Annotated in this window: 14 protein-coding genes; 5 read left to right on the forward strand and 9 right to left on the reverse strand. The window is 74.3% G+C overall.

Annotated elements, in window-relative coordinates; translation table 11 throughout:
- Positions 1 to 29: 29 nt before the first annotated feature.
- From ACI792_RS00175 to ACI792_RS00190, 4 genes are read right to left on the reverse strand one after another with little or no spacing between them, the layout of a single operon-like run.
- On the reverse strand, positions 30 to 1,928 hold the full coding sequence (locus ACI792_RS00175) for a diol dehydratase reactivase subunit alpha (RefSeq protein ID WP_456600781.1): 1,899 nt from the start codon (positions 1,926 to 1,928) through the stop codon (positions 30 to 32).
- A gap of 1 nt (position 1,929) precedes the next feature.
- Entirely contained in the window at positions 1,930 to 2,523 is a 594-nt protein-coding gene (locus ACI792_RS00180) for a propanediol/glycerol family dehydratase medium subunit (protein ID WP_456600782.1), read from the reverse strand.
- Positions 2,524 to 2,526: 3 nt separating this feature from the next.
- Positions 2,527 to 4,239 (reverse strand): propanediol/glycerol family dehydratase large subunit, encoded by a 1,713-nt coding sequence (locus ACI792_RS00185; RefSeq protein ID WP_456600783.1) that lies wholly within the window; start codon positions 4,237 to 4,239, stop codon positions 2,527 to 2,529.
- On the reverse strand, positions 4,236 to 4,793 hold the full coding sequence (locus ACI792_RS00190) for a diol dehydratase small subunit (protein WP_456600784.1): 558 nt from the start codon (positions 4,791 to 4,793) through the stop codon (positions 4,236 to 4,238). Before ACI792_RS00190 ends, ACI792_RS00185 begins: the two co-directional genes overlap by 4 nt.
- Positions 4,794 to 4,956: 163 nt before the next feature.
- Between ACI792_RS00190 and ACI792_RS00195 the strand changes: the two genes are divergently transcribed.
- The 3 genes from ACI792_RS00195 (at position 4,957) to ACI792_RS00205 (ending at position 8,073) form a co-directional block, all read left to right on the forward strand.
- Complete coding sequence (locus ACI792_RS00195) at positions 4,957 to 5,376, forward strand: GlcG/HbpS family heme-binding protein (RefSeq protein WP_456600785.1); 420 nt, start codon at positions 4,957 to 4,959, stop codon at positions 5,374 to 5,376.
- A gap of 127 nt (positions 5,377 to 5,503) precedes the next feature.
- Entirely contained in the window at positions 5,504 to 7,015 is a 1,512-nt protein-coding gene (locus tag ACI792_RS00200; RefSeq protein WP_456600786.1) for a GAF domain-containing protein, read from the forward strand.
- Positions 7,016 to 7,080: 65 nt separating this feature from the next.
- A complete protein-coding gene (locus ACI792_RS00205) occupies positions 7,081 to 8,073 on the forward strand; it encodes an NAD(P)H-quinone oxidoreductase (protein ID WP_456600787.1) in 993 nt (330 codons plus the stop codon).
- A 55-nt stretch (positions 8,074 to 8,128) separates the two neighbouring features.
- On the opposite strand, the gene ACI792_RS00210 is transcribed toward ACI792_RS00205, so the two are convergent.
- Positions 8,129 to 9,349 carry a cysteine desulfurase-like protein gene (locus ACI792_RS00210; RefSeq protein WP_456600788.1) on the reverse strand — a complete coding sequence of 407 codons (1,221 nt, stop codon included), beginning with the start codon at positions 9,347 to 9,349 and terminating at the stop codon, positions 8,129 to 8,131.
- An 87-nt stretch (positions 9,350 to 9,436) separates the two neighbouring features.
- Between ACI792_RS00210 and ACI792_RS00215 the strand changes: the two genes are divergently transcribed.
- Positions 9,437 to 9,985: a bacterial proteasome activator family protein gene (locus ACI792_RS00215; protein WP_456600789.1), complete on the forward strand. Its 549-nt coding sequence runs from the start codon at positions 9,437 to 9,439 to the stop codon at positions 9,983 to 9,985.
- Between the two features lie 199 nt (positions 9,986 to 10,184).
- A complete protein-coding gene (locus tag ACI792_RS00220; RefSeq protein WP_456600790.1) occupies positions 10,185 to 11,192 on the forward strand; it encodes a type IV toxin-antitoxin system AbiEi family antitoxin domain-containing protein in 1,008 nt (335 codons plus the stop codon).
- Positions 11,193 to 11,301: 109 nt separating this feature from the next.
- Here the strand turns inward: ACI792_RS00220 and ACI792_RS00225 are convergent, their stop codons facing one another.
- The 4 genes from ACI792_RS00225 to serS all read right to left on the reverse strand — a co-directional run bounded on the left by ACI792_RS00225 (position 11,302) and on the right by serS (position 16,230).
- Positions 11,302 to 12,942, reverse strand: coding sequence for a methyl-accepting chemotaxis protein (locus ACI792_RS00225; RefSeq protein WP_456600791.1), 1,641 nt, complete (start codon positions 12,940 to 12,942; stop codon positions 11,302 to 11,304).
- Between the two features lie 288 nt (positions 12,943 to 13,230).
- Complete coding sequence (locus ACI792_RS00230) at positions 13,231 to 14,034, reverse strand: HAD family hydrolase (RefSeq protein WP_456600792.1); 804 nt, start codon at positions 14,032 to 14,034, stop codon at positions 13,231 to 13,233.
- Positions 14,027 to 14,938, reverse strand: coding sequence for an HAD family hydrolase (locus tag ACI792_RS00235; protein ID WP_456600793.1), 912 nt, complete (start codon positions 14,936 to 14,938; stop codon positions 14,027 to 14,029). The genes ACI792_RS00230 and ACI792_RS00235 overlap by 8 nt, the downstream gene beginning before the upstream one ends.
- Positions 14,935 to 16,230, reverse strand: coding sequence for a serine--tRNA ligase (serS, locus tag ACI792_RS00240; protein ID WP_456600794.1), 1,296 nt, complete (start codon positions 16,228 to 16,230; stop codon positions 14,935 to 14,937). Before serS ends, ACI792_RS00235 begins: the two co-directional genes overlap by 4 nt.
- Between the last annotated feature and the right edge of the window lie 55 nt (positions 16,231 to 16,285).

Raw genomic sequence — 16,285 nt, forward strand, 5'->3', positions numbered from 1 at the left:
GGGCTCCGGTGCCGACCTCCCCGGCGCGGTCACGGCACGGCGGCGGCTGCGTCCACCGGCGCCGCCGGGACGGCGGTGGCCGCCGCGTAGGCGTGCACGAGGCCCGAGGCGACGGCGTTGCGCGGCCCCTCGGTGCCCAGCACGTTCCCGGTTCCGCACACGATGCCGTGACCGGCCAGCGCGTCGGCGATCATGTCCGGGATCTCGAAGTCCAGGGCGGAGCCGCCGAGCAGGACCACGAAGTCGAGGGCACGCAGGTCCGCGTCCGGCGCGACCTGGCGGAGCGCGCGCAGGGAGTTGACGACGAAGACCCGGCGCTTGGCCTCCCGGCGGACACGGCGCACGCGGTCCAGCCCGTGCCTGGTGACCACCGGGACCGGCCCCTCCGGCGTCATGACCACCACCCGGGCGAACACGTGGGCCGGCAGCGGGTCGGGGAAGAACTGCACCGTCCCGTCCTCGTGGCGGACGTGGAAGAAGCTCTCGACCTTCGCCAGCGGGAACCGCTTGACGCTCTCGGCCACCTCCCGGTCGTCCAGCGCCAGCTCCGAGTCGATGAGCTTGGTGACGAGCTCGCCCGCACCCGCGACGTGCACCGCGGTGCTCCGGCCGGCGCGGTCCACCAGGGCCGCGTCGGTCGATCCGCCACCGAGGTCGAGCACCGCGACCGGCCGGTCCACGCCCGGGGTGGTCAGGGCGCCGCGCACGGCCATCTCACCCTCGACCCCACCGATCTCGGCCGGGACGCCCAGCCGGGTGGACACCTCGTCGGCCACCAGCTGCATGCGGCTGCGGCTGGTGCGCACCATCGCCGCCAGCGCGACCGCGTTCTCCAGCGCGACCTCACCCGCCAGCCCGCCGCGCACCTCGGCGGGCACGAAGGTGTCGACGGCCAGGACGTCGCGGATGGCGATCTCCGCCGAGGGGACGCCCGCCTGACCGGGCACCTCCATGACGTCGGCCATGGTGTCGCGGACCTGGGCCAGCATGCCACCCACGTGGGTGCCCGGCTCACCGTGCGCGTCGTCGAGCGGCTGGACGCGGGCGAGGGTCGCCATGATCGCCTCCGCACCGGCGTCGACGTCGACCCGCAGGGTCTTGCCGGCACCCCGCAGCTCCAGGACCCCCACCGGGATGCGCCGGTCGGAGACGTCACCCGACGGGGTCCGGATCACGACGGCCGAGCGGTTGCCGGTGAGCGCCCGCGCCACGGGCGACACGTGCCGGGTCTGCTCGGGGTCCAGGCCGAACACGGTGGCCAACCCGTAGGTGTTCGACAGGGTCCGGATGGTGCGACCGGGCGCGGCCACCTCGACCGCGGCGAGCATGCCCAGCGGCACCTTCTCCACCGACGCGACCTCGTCGACCACCGGTATGGGCCGTGCGAGCCGGTTGGTGACCAGGACGGCGTCATCCCCGGCGAGCACCGCGGCCACGACCTCCACGCCGCGGTCGACCGCCGTGTTGAGGGCGCCGGCGACGTCGTCGAAGTCCCAGCCGTGGGGCACCACGCAGATCACCGGCGTCCCGGCCTCCTGCGCGGCGAGGTCGGTGACCGACACGGTGGTGCCCACCCCGAGCCCCTCCCCGCCCGGGGTGGCCGGGTTGTGCCCGATCATGGTCGATTCGGTGATGATCGTCTCGGTGATCGTCTCCATGGCCAGCCCGCTGATGACCGGCGTCGCCTCGTTGAGCAGCACGACGTGCACGTCGGCGGGATCCCGCCCGGCACGGGCCAGGGCGCCCCGGATCGCGACGAGCGCTCCCGCGCTGTTGTCCGGGGTCCCCTTCACGCCGGTGGTGTGCGTCAGATCGGTGCCCAGGTGGTCGGCCGCGCCGTCCGCACCGATCACGGCGACGCAGGCCTCGGTGGTGGAGTTGCCGATGTCGACGCCGACGACGAGCCGTCGACCGCGCTGACCGGTCACCTCAGCCGGCGGGCCCGAACGCCACCGCCAGCTCGACCGGCTCGCGGTCGTGCTGGATGCACTCGAACTCCTTGAGGTGCAGCAGAGCGGCCTTCGCCTGCCACCGGGGTCGCGCCATCTGGTCGTTTCGGGTCGGTACGGGCTGGGGTGACTCGCCCTTGGCGTACTGGGCTGCGTTCGAGCCGATCATCCGGAACACCGGCGGGTCGAGCAGCGGGGACTGGGGGAAGAGCTCGAGGTTGCTCAGCCGCGCGAGGTCCTTCTGGTGGATCATCGTGGTGCCCCGGGAGAGCAGCCCCACCGAGATCCCCGAGCCGGACAGCTTCGCGGCGGTGTGCGACAGGGCGGCGAGATCGGCGGTCGACCAGACGCGCACGACCCGCGCCGACACGCCCTGCTCCTCGATGCCGGCGAGCAGCTGACGCAGCACCTCGGCGTGCGGCACCCCGACGATCGTCTGGCTGAAGTGCCCACCGAACGCCGGGGACACCGCGACCACGACCTCGTCGCCGCGGGTCCCCCGGCCGGCCGGCCCCACCTCGCGGAGCGCGAGCGTGCGCTCCGGTCGTGCCGGCGTCGTCTCCAGCGTGGTCACGGTTCAGCTCACCTCGGTCTCGGGGTCGGTGGCGGAGGTGACGTGCCGCAGCTTCTTGAGCTGCTCCCACCTCTCGCCCTCCAGCCGGTAGCCCGTGCCGGGCCCGGCGTAGTCGTTGGCGTCGTTGATCGCCGACAGCGGCACGAAGTCGGCGGTGAGGACGGCGGACGTCTGCAACAGGTCCCCGCTCACCCGTTGGCGCAGGACCGCCAGCAGGTTCTCCGCGACGTCGTGGAAGCCGGTGGCCTCCAGTCCCCGCACGAGGTCCAAGCCGGTGATCCCGCGGTCCATCACGGACTGCGCACCCTTGAGGTCGGCGAGCACGTCCCGGAACGGGTAGTCGTTGGAGGAGTTCGCGCGGGTCGCCGCCTCCACCTCCTCGTCGGTGATCGACGGGAGGTCCAGGTGGGCGAAGAGGGCCTGCAGTGCCCGCGCCGCTCTGTTCCGGACGGCGAGGATCTCGTCCTCGCGCACGTGCCGGAGGCCCCCGTCGACCTGGAGGTCGCGCTGGATGGTGTTCCAGTCGTCGTAGTCGTCGGTGTCGAAGTTGGAACCCGCGAACATGTTGTCGGGGTTCGGCACGGCCGAGTAGCCGGAGCAGACGAAGTCGGTGCCCGGCAGCAGCTGCGGCATCAGCCGGGCCACCCGGCGCATCGAGGAGTGGGAGAAGGACTGGTCGTTCCCCGACGCGCACTCGAGGTCGAGCATGCTGGCCACCAGGTTCTCCGCGGCCACCGCGCGGATGCCGCCCGGTACCGCCCCGGGCACGCCGATGCAGCTGATCGACCCGTTCTGCAGACCCTGCACGCCGGCGCCCTTGGCCATGAGGATGCAGCGGATCTCCAGGTAGAGCATGGACCTGCCCTCGGCGTTGCCCATCTGCACCTCCGACCCGGTCCCGGAGGTGAAGCGCATCTTGATGCCGCGGGAGGCGTACGCCGAGGCGAGGAATGCCTTGGACCAGGGGGTGTCGTCGCCGTCGACGAACACCGACTCCGTCCCGTACACGGAGATGGTCTCCGCATAGGCGGTGATGCCGCGCATGCCCAGCTCGAGCTCGGTCGCCTCCTCCAGCGCGCACTGGGTGAGGACGCCACCGCGCCCGACCTGCCCGCCCACCTGCAGCGCGATCGCCACCAGCGGGGCGTACCGCACCACGCCCAGCGTCGTCTCCAGCTCGGCGAACCCGCGCAGCGCTCCCTCGGCGGCGTCCACGGCGACCTGGAGCGGGTTGTCGCGGGCGCTGGTGGAGTGGGCCTGGTTCGCCGGGGTGCGGCGGGCCCGCATCTTCTGCATCCCCTGCATGATCTCGACGACGTTCATCAGCTTGACGACGTCGAGGATCTTGGCGGGGGTGAGGCCGCGCGTCACCTGGAGCACGTCGGCGCGGGAGGTCCGGGGGTCGATGAGCATCCGGGCGATCTCGATCGACGGCACGGCGTTGGATGCCTCGGCCGTGGCGACGTCGATCGCGTGGTCGGCGATGAAGGTGTCCATGAAGTCGAAGTCGGCGCGTGCGCGGCCGTCGAGCTCGACGATCCGGCCGTCCTCCACCCGCACACCCGGGGCCGGGTCGAAGGCGCTCTCCATCGCCACGAGGCCCTTCTCGGGCCACTCCTCCACGAAGCCGTCGAGGTTGACCGGCCGCGCCTCGAGGACGTCGGTGCGCCGGGAGCGCCCGGGCTCGTCCGCCGTGCGGGGCTGCGTGGTGGTCATGTCCGCGGTGTCCTCTCGCTCAGCTCGGGGGTGAGGTCTGCGGCCGCGACGTCGTCGGCGGCGGTGGGGGGCACGTCCCCGGAGGCGACCGGACCGTCGGCGTCGGTGGCGTCGTCGGGGGCGGCGTCGGGGGCCAGCAGGCGGCGCCGGGCGTAGACCTCGGCGGCCTCGCGGACCAGGCCGGCGCAGGTCGGCGCCGAGTACGTGCCTTCCAGCCGGTCGGCGAGCGAGCGCAGCTCCGCACCCGTCGAGGCGCGGGGGCGGAGCGCGTTGTACATCTGCAGCACCTCGACGTCGGGTATCACGGCCATCTCCGCCGCGCGCCGGAAGTTGGCCGCCAGCTGCGGGCGGCCGCTCGCCTCGGCCAGCTGGGCCTGCAGCTCGAGGGTCTGCGGGGCGATCCGCAGGTCGTCGGCCGACAGCTCGCCGGACACCACCGCGGCCATGGTCAGGTCGCTGACCGACTTGCCGGTGGGGGTGCGCAGGAGGTCGGGCCGGTTGATGGACAGCGGGTAGTCGGCGGGGGTCAGCGGTCTGCTCGGTGGCGTGCTCATCCGGCGGCGCTCCTGTGGTGGTCCGGCGCGGGCGTCCAGCCCGGCAACTGTGACAGGCGCCACGTTGCACGCGCGTTGCGTCGGGGGACGGCGGGCACCGGGCCGCGGACCGGCACGACGGGAGGGCTGGCCCCGACGGAGCGTTGACGGTTTGCTGCCCGCCATGACACCTCGCCTCACCCACGCAGAAGCCCGCCAGGTCCTGGACGCCGGCATCGCCAAGGCCGAAGAGATCGGCCAGCCGATGAACGTGGCCGTCGTCGACGACGGTGGCCACCTGGTGGCCTTCGCCCGGATGGACGGCGCCATCCGGGCCAGCATCGACATCTCCAACCGCAAGGCGGTGACGTCGGCGCTGATGGCTCTGCCGACCGCCGCGCTCACGCCCCTCGTCCAGCCGGGGGCCGAGCTCTACGGCCTCGAGAACACCGCGGGCGGCCTGGTCACCTTCGGCGGGGGGATCCCCCTGCAGCGCGGGAACGAGATCATCGGAGCGGTCGGGGTCAGCGCCGGATCCGTCGAGCAGGACGTCGTCGTCGCGACGGCGGCCGCGGCTGCGCTCGACGGCCGGCCAGGCGCCTGACGCCTGCCACCTGCCGCCACGAGCAGGCCCGGCGGCGCCGGGGGTTGCCCGCCCGGCGCGGCCGGGTCGATGATGCGCGGGCGAGGTGTGCTCGGCGGGTGCCCGGCACCGGGGCTCGGAGGTGCGGGTGACACGCGGAGCGGCGCCCCGGCTCGGCAGCGCGCGGACGGCACCCGATCCCGTCGCGCACGCCCGCACCCTGAGCAGGGTCTTCGACGCGGTCCTCGCCGGCGACCCGGACGCCCCCCGCCCGCGCCCGGTCGTGTCGGCCTCGTGGGAGCGGAGCCTCGCCGCGCACGTCGACCCGGAGCACCGCACCCCGCCGGTCGTCTACGCGGAAGACGAGCTGCGGGACATCCGGGATGCCCACCCGCTGAACGCGGTGCTCCCCCTCCTGCAGAGCACCCTGACCAGCATCGCCGACGAGGCCGTGCACGTCATGCTGGTCACCGACGCCGCCGGCAACGTCCTGTGGCGGGAGGGCGCGGCCACCCTGCTCCACCAGGGGGACCGGGTCGGCCTGTTCCCCGGCACGAACTGGAGCGAGCAGGCCATCGGCACGAACGCGATGGGAACGACGCTGGCCGTGGACGAGCCGGTGCAGATCCACTCGGCCGAGCACCTCGTCCGCACCTACCACAGCTGGACCTGCGTGGCCGCGCCCGTGCACGACCCGGAGACCGGCTCGATCCTCGGCGCGATAGACCTCAGCGGCCCTCTGCAGACCGTGCACCCGGCGCTCGTGCAACTGGTCTCCACCACCGCGCAGCTCGCCGAGCACCAGCTGCGGGTGCGGTCGGCGATCGCCGACGAGCGCCTGCGACGGCAGAACATGCGGCACCTGACGGCCCTGCGGGGCGCCCCCGGAGCTCTTCTCACCCCGTCCGGCCGGCTGCTCGCCGGGCAACCCTGGGGCTGGTGGCCCGACCGCATGGAGATCCCCGCCGCGGGCGACCGGCTCGTGCTTCCCGGTGGTCAGGAGGTGGTGGTCGAGCAGCTGGACGAGGGGCTCCTCCTGCGCACCACCGACCGCCTCTCCGGCACCGCCGCCGGGCCACCCGAGAGGGCGCTCTCCCTGCGCCTCATGGGCGACGAGCCGCCCCGGGCGGTGGTGCGGGGACGCCCGATCCCGCTCACCCTCCGCCCTGCCGAGATGCTCACCGCCCTGGTGCTGCACCCCGAAGGGCTCACCGGCGAGCAGCTGGCCCTGCTGCTGTACGGCGACGAGGGCAACCCCACGACGGTGCGGGTCGAGGTCCTCCGCCTGCGCAGCCTCATCGGCGCCGAGTTGCTGCTGACCCGGCCCTACCGGCTGACCACACCGGTGGACAGCGACCTGGGCACGGTGCGTCGCGCGCTGCAGCAGGGCCAGGCCGCCACGGCGCTGCGGGGGGCGCCCGGGCCCCTGCTGCCCCGCTCGGAGGCGCCACTGGTCCGCCAGCTGCGCGGCGAGCTGTCGGCCGCCGTGCGCCGTGCGGTGCTCGACTCCGGGGACGTGGACCTGCTGCACGAGCTGGCCCACCACCGCCTCGGCGAGGACGACCTGGAGGTGCACGACCGGCTGATCGAGCTGCTGCCCGTGCGCGATCCGCGGCTGGCGCCCCTGACGGTCCGCCGGGGTCGGCTGGCGGCCGACTGACCCGGAACCCGTCCTGCCCCGGCCCGCGAGAGGTGGGGAGCCCACGGTCCTCCTAGGGTGCGGGCATGCGCGCGGTGACGATCAGCGAACCCGGCGGTCCGGATGTGCTGACCTGGGGGGAGGTGCCCGACCCGGTCTGCGGCCCCGGCGAGCTCGTCGTCGACGTCGTCGCCACCGCCGTGAACCGCGCCGACCTCCTCCAGCGGCGAGGCAACTACGCGCCCCCGCCCGGTGCGACACAGGTCCTCGGCCTGGAGTGCAGCGGGATCGTGAGCGAGGTCGGGGAGGGCGTCACCGGCTGGGCGGTCGGCGACGAGGTGTGCGCCCTGCTCGCCGGCGGTGGCTACGCCGAGCGGGTCGCCGTCCCGGCCGCACAGGTGCTGCCCAGGCCGTCGGGCGTGGAGCTGGCGACGGCCGCCGCCCTGCCGGAGGTGGCCTGCACCGTCTGGTCCAACGTCTTCATGCTCGCCGGGCTGCGCCGGGGCGAGACGTTCCTGGTGCACGGCGGGTCCAGCGGCATCGGGACGATGGCGATCCAACTCGCCGCCCGCGCCGGCGCGCGGGTGCTCACGACCGCGGGGACGGCGGCCAAGCTCGACGTCTGCCGCGAGCTCGGCGCCGACGTCGGCATCAACTACCGCGACGAGGACTTCGTCGAGCGCGTGCGGGAGGCGACCGACGGCCGTGGGGTCGACGTCGTCCTGGACAACATGGGCGCCGAGTACCTGGCCCGCAACGTCGATGCCCTCGCGACCGGCGGGCGGCTGGTGATCATCGGCATGCAGGGCGGCATGAAGGCCGAGCTGCACATCGGGAAGCTGCTGGCCAAGCGGGCCTCGGTGCACGCCACGGCGCTGCGGTCGCGCCCGGTGGAGGGCCGCGGGGGCAAGGCGGAGATCGTGGCGGCCGTGCGGCACGACGTGTGGCCCGACGTCGAGCGCGGCACGATTCGGCCGATCGTCGACCGCCGCCTGCCGATGTCGCGGGCGGCCGAGGCCCACCGGGTCGTGGAGGCCAGTGAGCACGTCGGCAAGGTGCTGCTGGTCAACGGCGACTGACGGCCCCGTCCAGAGGCTCGTCGCGAGCCTGCGAGCGATGAGGAGGACGGGGCCCTCAGCGGGGGCGTAGGCCGGCGACGGCGTCGATGATCCGGCCGACCTCGTCCGCGGTGTTGTAGTGCATGAGGCCCAGGCGCACCGCTCCCCCGCTCTCGTTGACCCCGAGGGCGTCGAAGAGCTCGCGGGCGTAGAAGTCGCCGTCCCAGGCGCAGATGCCGGCGCGGGCGAGCTCCGCGGCCACCTGGCGGGGGCGCATGCCGGCGACGGTGAACGACAACGTCGGGGTGCACCGCTCGGGCTCGCCCAGCACCTGCACGTGCCGCATGGCGCGGAGCGCCTGGTCCAGCCAGTCGAACAGGTCGCCCTCGTGCCGGGCGACGGCGGCCATCGACACCCGCAGCCGGTCGCGGCGGCTGCCGAACGTCTCCCCGCAGAGACCGGCCAGGTGGTCGACGGCGGCGCTCACGCCGGCGTAGAGCTCGAACGGCGGCGTCCCCGTCTCGAACCGGTCGGGCACCCGGTCGGAGGACGGCAGCAGCTTCTCCGGCTGCAGGTGGCCGAGCAGTTCGGGGTCGGCGACCACCGCCGCGACGTGCGGGCCGCACCACTTGTAGGCCGACACCGCGAGGAGGTCGGCGCCCAGGGACGCCTTGTCGAGGAACACGTGCGGGGCGGCGTGCACGGCGTCGACGTAGACCAGTGCCCCCGCCGCGTGCGCCTCCGCGGCGATGCCGGCGACGTCGGGCCGGGTGCCCAGGGCGTTGCTGGCCGCGGTGACGGCCACCAACCGGGTGCGCCGGTTCAGCAGCTCGGCGTACTGCCAGGCGGGCAGCTCACCGGTCTCGATGTCGACCTCCGCCCACCGCACGTTCACGCCGGTGGCGGCGGCCAGTTGCAGCCAGGGGCGGACGTTGGCGTCGTGGTCCAGCCGGCTCAGCACGATCTCGTCACCCGGCCGCCAGGTGCGGGCCAGCGCGCGGGCCATCCCGTAGGTCAGCGCCGTCATGCTGGGGCCCAGGACCACGCCGCCGGGGCGGCCACCCACGAGGTCGGCGACGGCCGCGCGGGCGCCGGAGACCAGCGCCTCGGCCCGCCCGGACGCCGGGAAGACCCCGCCGCGGTTCGCGACCGGCATGCGCATCGCGGAGCCCACGGCGTGCGCCACGTTCTCGGGGACCAGCGAGCCGGCTGGACCGTCCGCGTGGACGTACCCGTCGGAGAGCGCCGGGAAGAGGCCGCGCACCCGCGCGACGTCCAGCCGGCCCCCCGAAGACATGGGCCGCACCCTAGTTCGTGCGCCCGGCGGTCCCGCGCCGTCCCGGTGCCCCGGCGGACCGTCCGCACCACCGGGCAGGATGGGGGCATGACTGCACCGCAGAACGGCAACGAGCGCCCGCAGCAGGTCGTCGTGGTCGGGCCCGACGGGCGTCCGGTCGGCACCGTGCCGATGCCCCAGGGGTCCGACGATGAGGGCGACGGCGCGCCCGGCGTCGGCGAGCTGGTCGAGCAGCCCGCGAAGGTGATGCGCATCGGCACGATGATCAAGCAGCTGTTGGAGGAGGTCCGCGCCGCGCCCCTGGACGACGCCAGCCGCAACCGGCTGCGCGACATCCACGCCTCCTCGATCCGGGAACTCGAGCAGGGCCTGGCGCCGGAGCTGCGCGAGGAGCTGGAGCGGATCACCCTGCCCTTCAGCGAGGGCGAGACCCCCTCGGACGCCGAGCTGCGGATCGCGCAGGCGCAGCTGGTGGGCTGGCTGGAGGGAGTGTTCCACGGCATCCAGACGGCGCTGTTCGCCCAGCAGATGGCCGCCCGCGCCCAGCTGGAGGAGATGCGCCGCAAGGCCCTCCCCGGCGGGCAGGCGCCGGCCCAGCAGCCCGACTTCCGGCCCGGCGGCGGCCAGTACCTCTGACACCTGGCCCCGGCAGGGGAGCACCTGGCCCCGGCGGGAGAGCACCTGGCCCCGGCGGGGATCAGGTGACCTGATCACCGGGTGTCCTCCCTCAGCGTCTGCGGCGAGGGAGGACACCGCGAGCTGAGGACGGACGCCGGTTGTCCACAGATCGGCCGACGCCGTCCCGCGGTCGGCCGGGCATCCCGAGACTGGCGCGGTGCATCCAGTCCTCGAGGCCGCCGCCCGACGCCGTGACGGCGTCTTCACCGTCGCCGACGCCCGCCGCGCCGGCTACCGCCCCGACGAGATCCGCTCGGCCGTCGGATCGGGCGCCTGGCACCGGCTGCGCCGCGGCGTCTACGTGACGGCCGAGACCTGGGCCACCGCGGCCGGCGACCCTCGGGCCCGGCACCTCCTCGCCGCGGTCGCGGCGCTCACCGTCCTCCGCGCCGGCCCGGTGCTCAGCCACTCGTCCGCGGCCCGCTTCCACGAGCTGGTCCTCCCGCGCGGTGTGGACGACGTCGTCCGGTTGACCGACCCGGACCAGTGGCGGGTCGGCGACGGCTACCGCATCGCCGCCGCGGCGCTGCCCGCGGACGACGTCGTCGACACCGGCCCGTTCCGGGTGACGGGCGTCGCGCGGACGCTGGTCGACTGCGCCAGGGAGCTGCCCGTCGCCGACGCCGTCGTCGCCTTCGACGCCGCGATCTTCCGCAAGCAGGTGCGCCGGCGTGAGCTGACGACGGCGGTGCTGCAGCAGAGCCACTGGGTGGGCATCGGTGGGGCGGCGCGCGCCCTCGGCCTGGCCGACGGGCGAGCCGAGTCGCCGCTGGAGTCGCGGGGCCGGTTGGCCCTCCTGGACGCCGGGCTGCCCCGCCCCGAGCTGCAGGTGGACCTGCACGGGCCTCGCGGCTTCGTCGCGCGGGTGGACGCCTGGTTCGAGGACGCCGGTGTCGCCGTCGAGTTCGACGGGCGCATCAAGTACGAGGACCCCCACGGCGGCCGCACCCCGGCGGAGGTTGCCTGGCGGGAGAAGCGTCGCGAGGACCGGATCCGCGACCTCGACGTGCGGGTGGTCCGCGTCGTCGACGAGGACCTCCCCCGGCTCCACGGACCCGCCGAGCGCCTCCGCGAGCTGCTGGCCCGGCCGTTGAGCGGGCCTCGCCGCTTCCGGGTGGTCCGCCGGCCCGAGCCCGGGTCCGATCCGGCGGACGCGGTCGCCTGACGCCTGCCCGGTCGCGTCCTCCCTCAACGCAGAGCGTCCTCCCTCACGGTCTGCGGTGAGGGAGGACGCTCGATGATCAGGTCACCTGATCCCAGCCGGGTCCGCCGGGTCAGACGGTGAAGCGGCCGACCGCCTCCTGCAGCTCACCGCTCATCCGGGCCAGCTCACCGGCGGCGCGCTGGGCGTCGGCGACGCGCTGGTTGGTCTCCTGCGTGCCCGCGGCCAGCCCCGAGATCGCCGCGGCGATGCCCTGGGTCCCGCTGGCCGCCTCGGCGACGTTGCGGTTCATCTCGTTGGTCGTCGCCGTCTGCTCCTCGACCGCCGCGGCGATGGTCGCCTGGAAGTCGTTGATCTCGCCGATGACCGAGCTGATCCGGCTGATCGCGTCCACCGCGCCGGCGGTGTCGGCCTGGATCGCCTCGACGCGCTTGGAGATGTCCTCGGTCGCGCGCGCCGTCTCCTGCGCCAGCTCCTTGACCTCCGAGGCGACGACGGCGAAGCCCTTGCCCGCCTCACCGGCCCGCGCCGCCTCGATGGTGGCGTTGAGCGCCAGCAGATTGGTCTGCTCCGCGATGCCGTTGATCAGCTTGATGACGGTGGCGATCTCCTGCGAGGAGTCGCCCAGCTTGCCGACGGTCCTGGTGGTGTTCTCGGCGACCGACACGGCCTGACCGGCGACGCGGGCGGCCTCGGTGGCGTTGTGCGCGATCTCGCGGATCGCCGACTCCATCTGGGAGGAGCCGGTCGCGACCGTGTCCACGCTCGACGCGACGGCACCGGCGGAGGCGACGACCTCGTCGGCCTGGCCGGCCGCGGTCTCCGCATTGCCGCGCATGCCCTCGGCCGCCGCGTTCAGCTGCGTCGAGGCCGCGGCGAGGCGGGTGGAGGAGTCGTTCACCAGCACGAGGACGTTGCCGATGGCGTCGAGGGTCTCGTCCAGCGACGCCGCCATCTCGCCGAGCTCGGCACCGCCGGTGCGGCCGGCGCGGACGGTGAGGTCACCGGCGGCGACCTGGCCGAGCACCTCGCGGATGCGCTGCACCGGCCCGGTGACGCCGCGGGCCACCACGAGGGCCAGGACGACGGAGATCGCCAGACCCGCGCCGATGATCAGCAGGGTCATGGTGCGCGCGGTCTCGTAGGCCGCCTTGGCGTCGGCCGCGGTGGCGCGGGCGGCCGCTGCCGCGGCGTCGGTCGCCTCGACCAGCGACTCCTCGATGAGGACCTCGTTCTCGTTCATGGTCCTGAGCAGCCCCGGCATGGCGGCGGGGTTGGTGGTCGCCACCGTCTGCAGCTCGCCGAGCGCGGCCAGGTATGCCTGGGTGGCCCCGGCGAAGGTCTCGAACGCCGCACGCGTCGGCCCGTCCAGGGGCATCTCCGCGACGGTGGCGGTGTCGGCGGCGAGGGCCTCGGTGGCCGCCACCGTGCCGCGCTGCGCCTTGGCGATCGTCTCGGGCGGGAGGGTGGGGATGGCGGCCCGCGCGACGTTGGTGGAGAGCTGCCACCAGTCCGCCTCGAGTCCCTGCAGCCCGCTGAGCGGGATCGCCCCGCGGTCGTAGACCTCCTGGGCCTGGTCGCTGAGGGTGGACATCCGGTCGATGCCGAACGCGCCCACGCCGACGGTGGTCAGGGCGACGACGAGGATGGAGCCGAGCAGCCGGGTGCGCAGCCCGATCCCGGACAGGCCGCGCCGGGCCTCGTCTCCGGGGTGGACGTTCGCCGCTGTCTCGGGGTCGTGCACGTGCTCCATGCCTGCTCGCTTCCGTGAAGTCGGTCGGTCGGCGGAGGACCGTCGTGCTCCTTTCGGACGGCGGACGGCCGGAATGCAGCCGAGCGGTGTACCGACTACACCGTCACCCACGACGGCGGAGGTCGACGGCGCCGTCGCGGGACGCCGGACGCGCCGGGCCGGGGCGCGTCCTCCCTCGGCGTCGCGCGTCCTCCCTCACCGCCCACCGTGAGGGAGGACCCTCGATGATCAGGTCACCTGATCCCAGCCGGGCCGCGCCGGCGCGCGGGGGGAGGGGCTCGTTCCGACCTAGAGCGCGGACAGGAAGGCGGCGACGCCGTCCTCCTCGTTGGTGCCGGTGACGTCGGTCGCGACGGCGAGCAGGTCCGGGTGGGCGTGGGCCATCGCTACCGCCCGTCCCCCGCCGGCGCGGACCCACTCGAACGCGGCGATGTCGTTGGGCATGTCGCCGAACACGACGACGTCCTCGGGTCCGACCCCGTGCTCGGCGGCGACCCGGGCGAGGCCCGTCGCCTTGGTCACCCCGGGCGCGGAGATCTCGGCGAGCGCGTCGGTCGACGAGGTGGTCACCGTGGCCCGGTCCCCGACGACGTCGCCGACCAGGCGCACGAAGGCGTCCCGGGTCATCGACTCGTGCCGGGCCAGCAGCTTCGCGACCGGTTGCGCGACCATCTCCGCCAGCGTCGCCTCCGCCACCCCGGGTGCGTCGACGTCCCACCGCGGCTTGTAGATCGGCTCGTGACGGAACTCCAGGCCGTACTCGACCGCGAACCAGGTGTCGGGCTGATGCCGCCGGAGCTCGGCGGTGACCGACTCGAGGACCTCCGGCTGCAGCGGGTCCTCGTGGAGGATCTCCAGCCGCTCCAGGTCGAGCAGCACCGCGCCGTTGCAGCACACCGCGGTGCCGGTGCCCAGGACCTCCCGGATCCGGACCATCCAGCGGGGTGGCCGGCCGGTGGCCAGGACGACGGGCACCCCGTCGGCCCGCCAGCGCGCGAGCTCGGCGACCGTCGCCTCGCTCACCGTGTCGTCCCAGCGCAGCAGGGTGCCGTCCATGTCCGTGGCGATCAGCCGCGGCCGCCAGTCAGACATCGCCCAGCACCGCCTCCAGGTAGCGGGCGACCCCGTCGACCTCGTGGCCGCTCGTCAGCTCCGGGGTGAGCGCCTTCACCGCCGGGTGGGCGTTGGCCACCGCGACCGCCCGGCCACCGGCGTCCTTGACCGCCGAGAGCATCGGCAGGTCGTTGGGCATGTCGCCGAAGACGAGGACGTCGCCGAAGCCGACGCCGTAGCGCTCCAGGGCCATCGCCAGGCCGCTGGCCTTGGTGATGCCCGGAGGCAGCACCTCGATGAAGCCGAGCCCGGCGTGGGTCAGCTCGGCGTCGGCCGGGTCGACGACGGACCGGGCGCGGGCCAGCAGCTCGTCCTGCCCCAGCGCGGCCGAGCGGAGGAACACCTTGAGCACGGGCCCGGCGGGCAGCACCTCGCCGCGGGGGAGCAGGTGCGCCGGCTCGGGGTAGGGCCAGTCGAACCCGTGCTGCACCCGCAGGCGGGCGTGCACCTCGCCCTGCTCGGCGGCGTCCTCGACGGCGAGGACGAGGTCGCCGGCGACCTCCTCGATCTGCTCCACCACCCGCTCGGCCTGGTCACGCGGGAGAGCGACGGTGCGCAGCACCTCGTCCCGCTCGAGGTCCACGACGAACCCGCCCTGCGAGAGGACGGCGATCCCGCGCCCGTCCAGGGCCGCACGGACGCTGTCGAGCAGCCGCGGCCCCCGGCCGGTGACGCCGATGACCGGGATCCCGGCGTCCCAGCACGCCTCCAGCGCCGCTCGGGTGCGCGGGCTCACCTCGCCGTCGCGCCCCAGCAGCGTGCCGTCGAGGTCGCTGGCCACCAGCTTGGGCCGCCAGGTGCCCAGGTCGCCCAGCTCGACCACGGTGTCCGCCCCCTCGAGGACGCCGTGAGCGCGGACCGCCCGCGGCGTGCGGGCCGTCATGCGGTCGGCACCGGGGGCACCAGCGCCATGCCCGGGGTCAGCGTCTCGACGCCGCCCAGCCAGGGGCGCAGCGCGACCGGCACGTGCACCGACCCGTCGGCCCGCTGGTGCACCTCGAGCAGGCAGGCGATGGTGCGGGCGATGGCGCAGAGCGTGCCGTTGAGGGTGGCCGCGATCTGGTTCTTCCCGTCGGCGTCGCGGTAGCGGATGTTCAGCCGGCGGGCCTGGAACGTGGTGCAGTCCGAGGTCGAGGTCAGCTCCCGGTAGGTGCCCTGGGTGGGGAACCAGGCCTCGATGTCGTACTTGCGGGTGGCGCTGGTGCCCAGGTCGCCGGCGGCGATGTCGACGACGCGGTAGGGCAGCTCGAGGGCCTGGAGGAACTCCTCCTCCCACGCCAGCAGGCGCAGGTGCTCGGCCTCGGTCTCCTCGGGCCGGCAGAAGCTGAACATCTCGACCTTGTCGAACCAGTGCACGCGGATGATGCCGCGGGTGTCCTTGCCGTAGGACCCGGCCTCCCGGCGGAAGCAGGACGACCAGCCGGCGTAGCGCCGCGGCCCCGACGAGAGGTCGATCACCTCGTTCGCGTGCATGCCGGCCAGGGCGACCTCGGAGGTACCGACGAGGTACAGGTCGTCGCGCTCGATCCGGTAGACCTCCTCGTCGTGCTCGCCGAGGAAGCCGGTGCCCTCCATGGCGCTGGGCTTGACCAGCGCGGGGGCGATCACCGGGGTGAAGCCGGCGGCGACCGCGCGGCTGATCGCCAGCTGGGCCAGCGCGAACTCCAGCAGCGCACCGGGCCCGGTGAGGAAGTAGAAGCGGGAGCCCGAGACCTTCGCCCCGCGCTCCATGTCGATCGCGCCGAGCTTCTCCCCGATCTCGATGTGGTCGCGCGGCGGGAAGTCGTAGGCGGGCACCTCGCCCACGGTGCGCATCGTCACCGCGTCGTCCTCACCGCCGGGCGGGACCTCGTCGGCGACCACGTTCGGGATGCGCAGGTGGACCTCGCGCAGCGCCGCGTCGGCGGCGCGCTGCGCCTCCTCGGCCTCCTTGACCTCCGCGGCCAGGGCCTTGGCCCGCTCGAGGACGGCGGGACGCTCCTCGGGGGTCGCCTTCTTGACCGCCTGCGAGGCACTCTTCTGCTCGCCGCGCAGGTCGTCGCCGCGCTTCACCGCGTCCCGCCTTGCCGCGTCCGCGGCCAGGAGCGCGTCGACCAGGGACTCGTCGGCGCCCCGGGCGCGCTGGCTGGCACGGACGACGTCGGGGTGCTCGCGTACCAGGCGCAGGTCGATCACGTCGCCATGGTGTCACCCGGGGCCGGACGACGTGTCGAGCGGCGGGGGACCCGGC

The organism is Blastococcus sp. SYSU DS0669 (assembly GCF_054050895.1).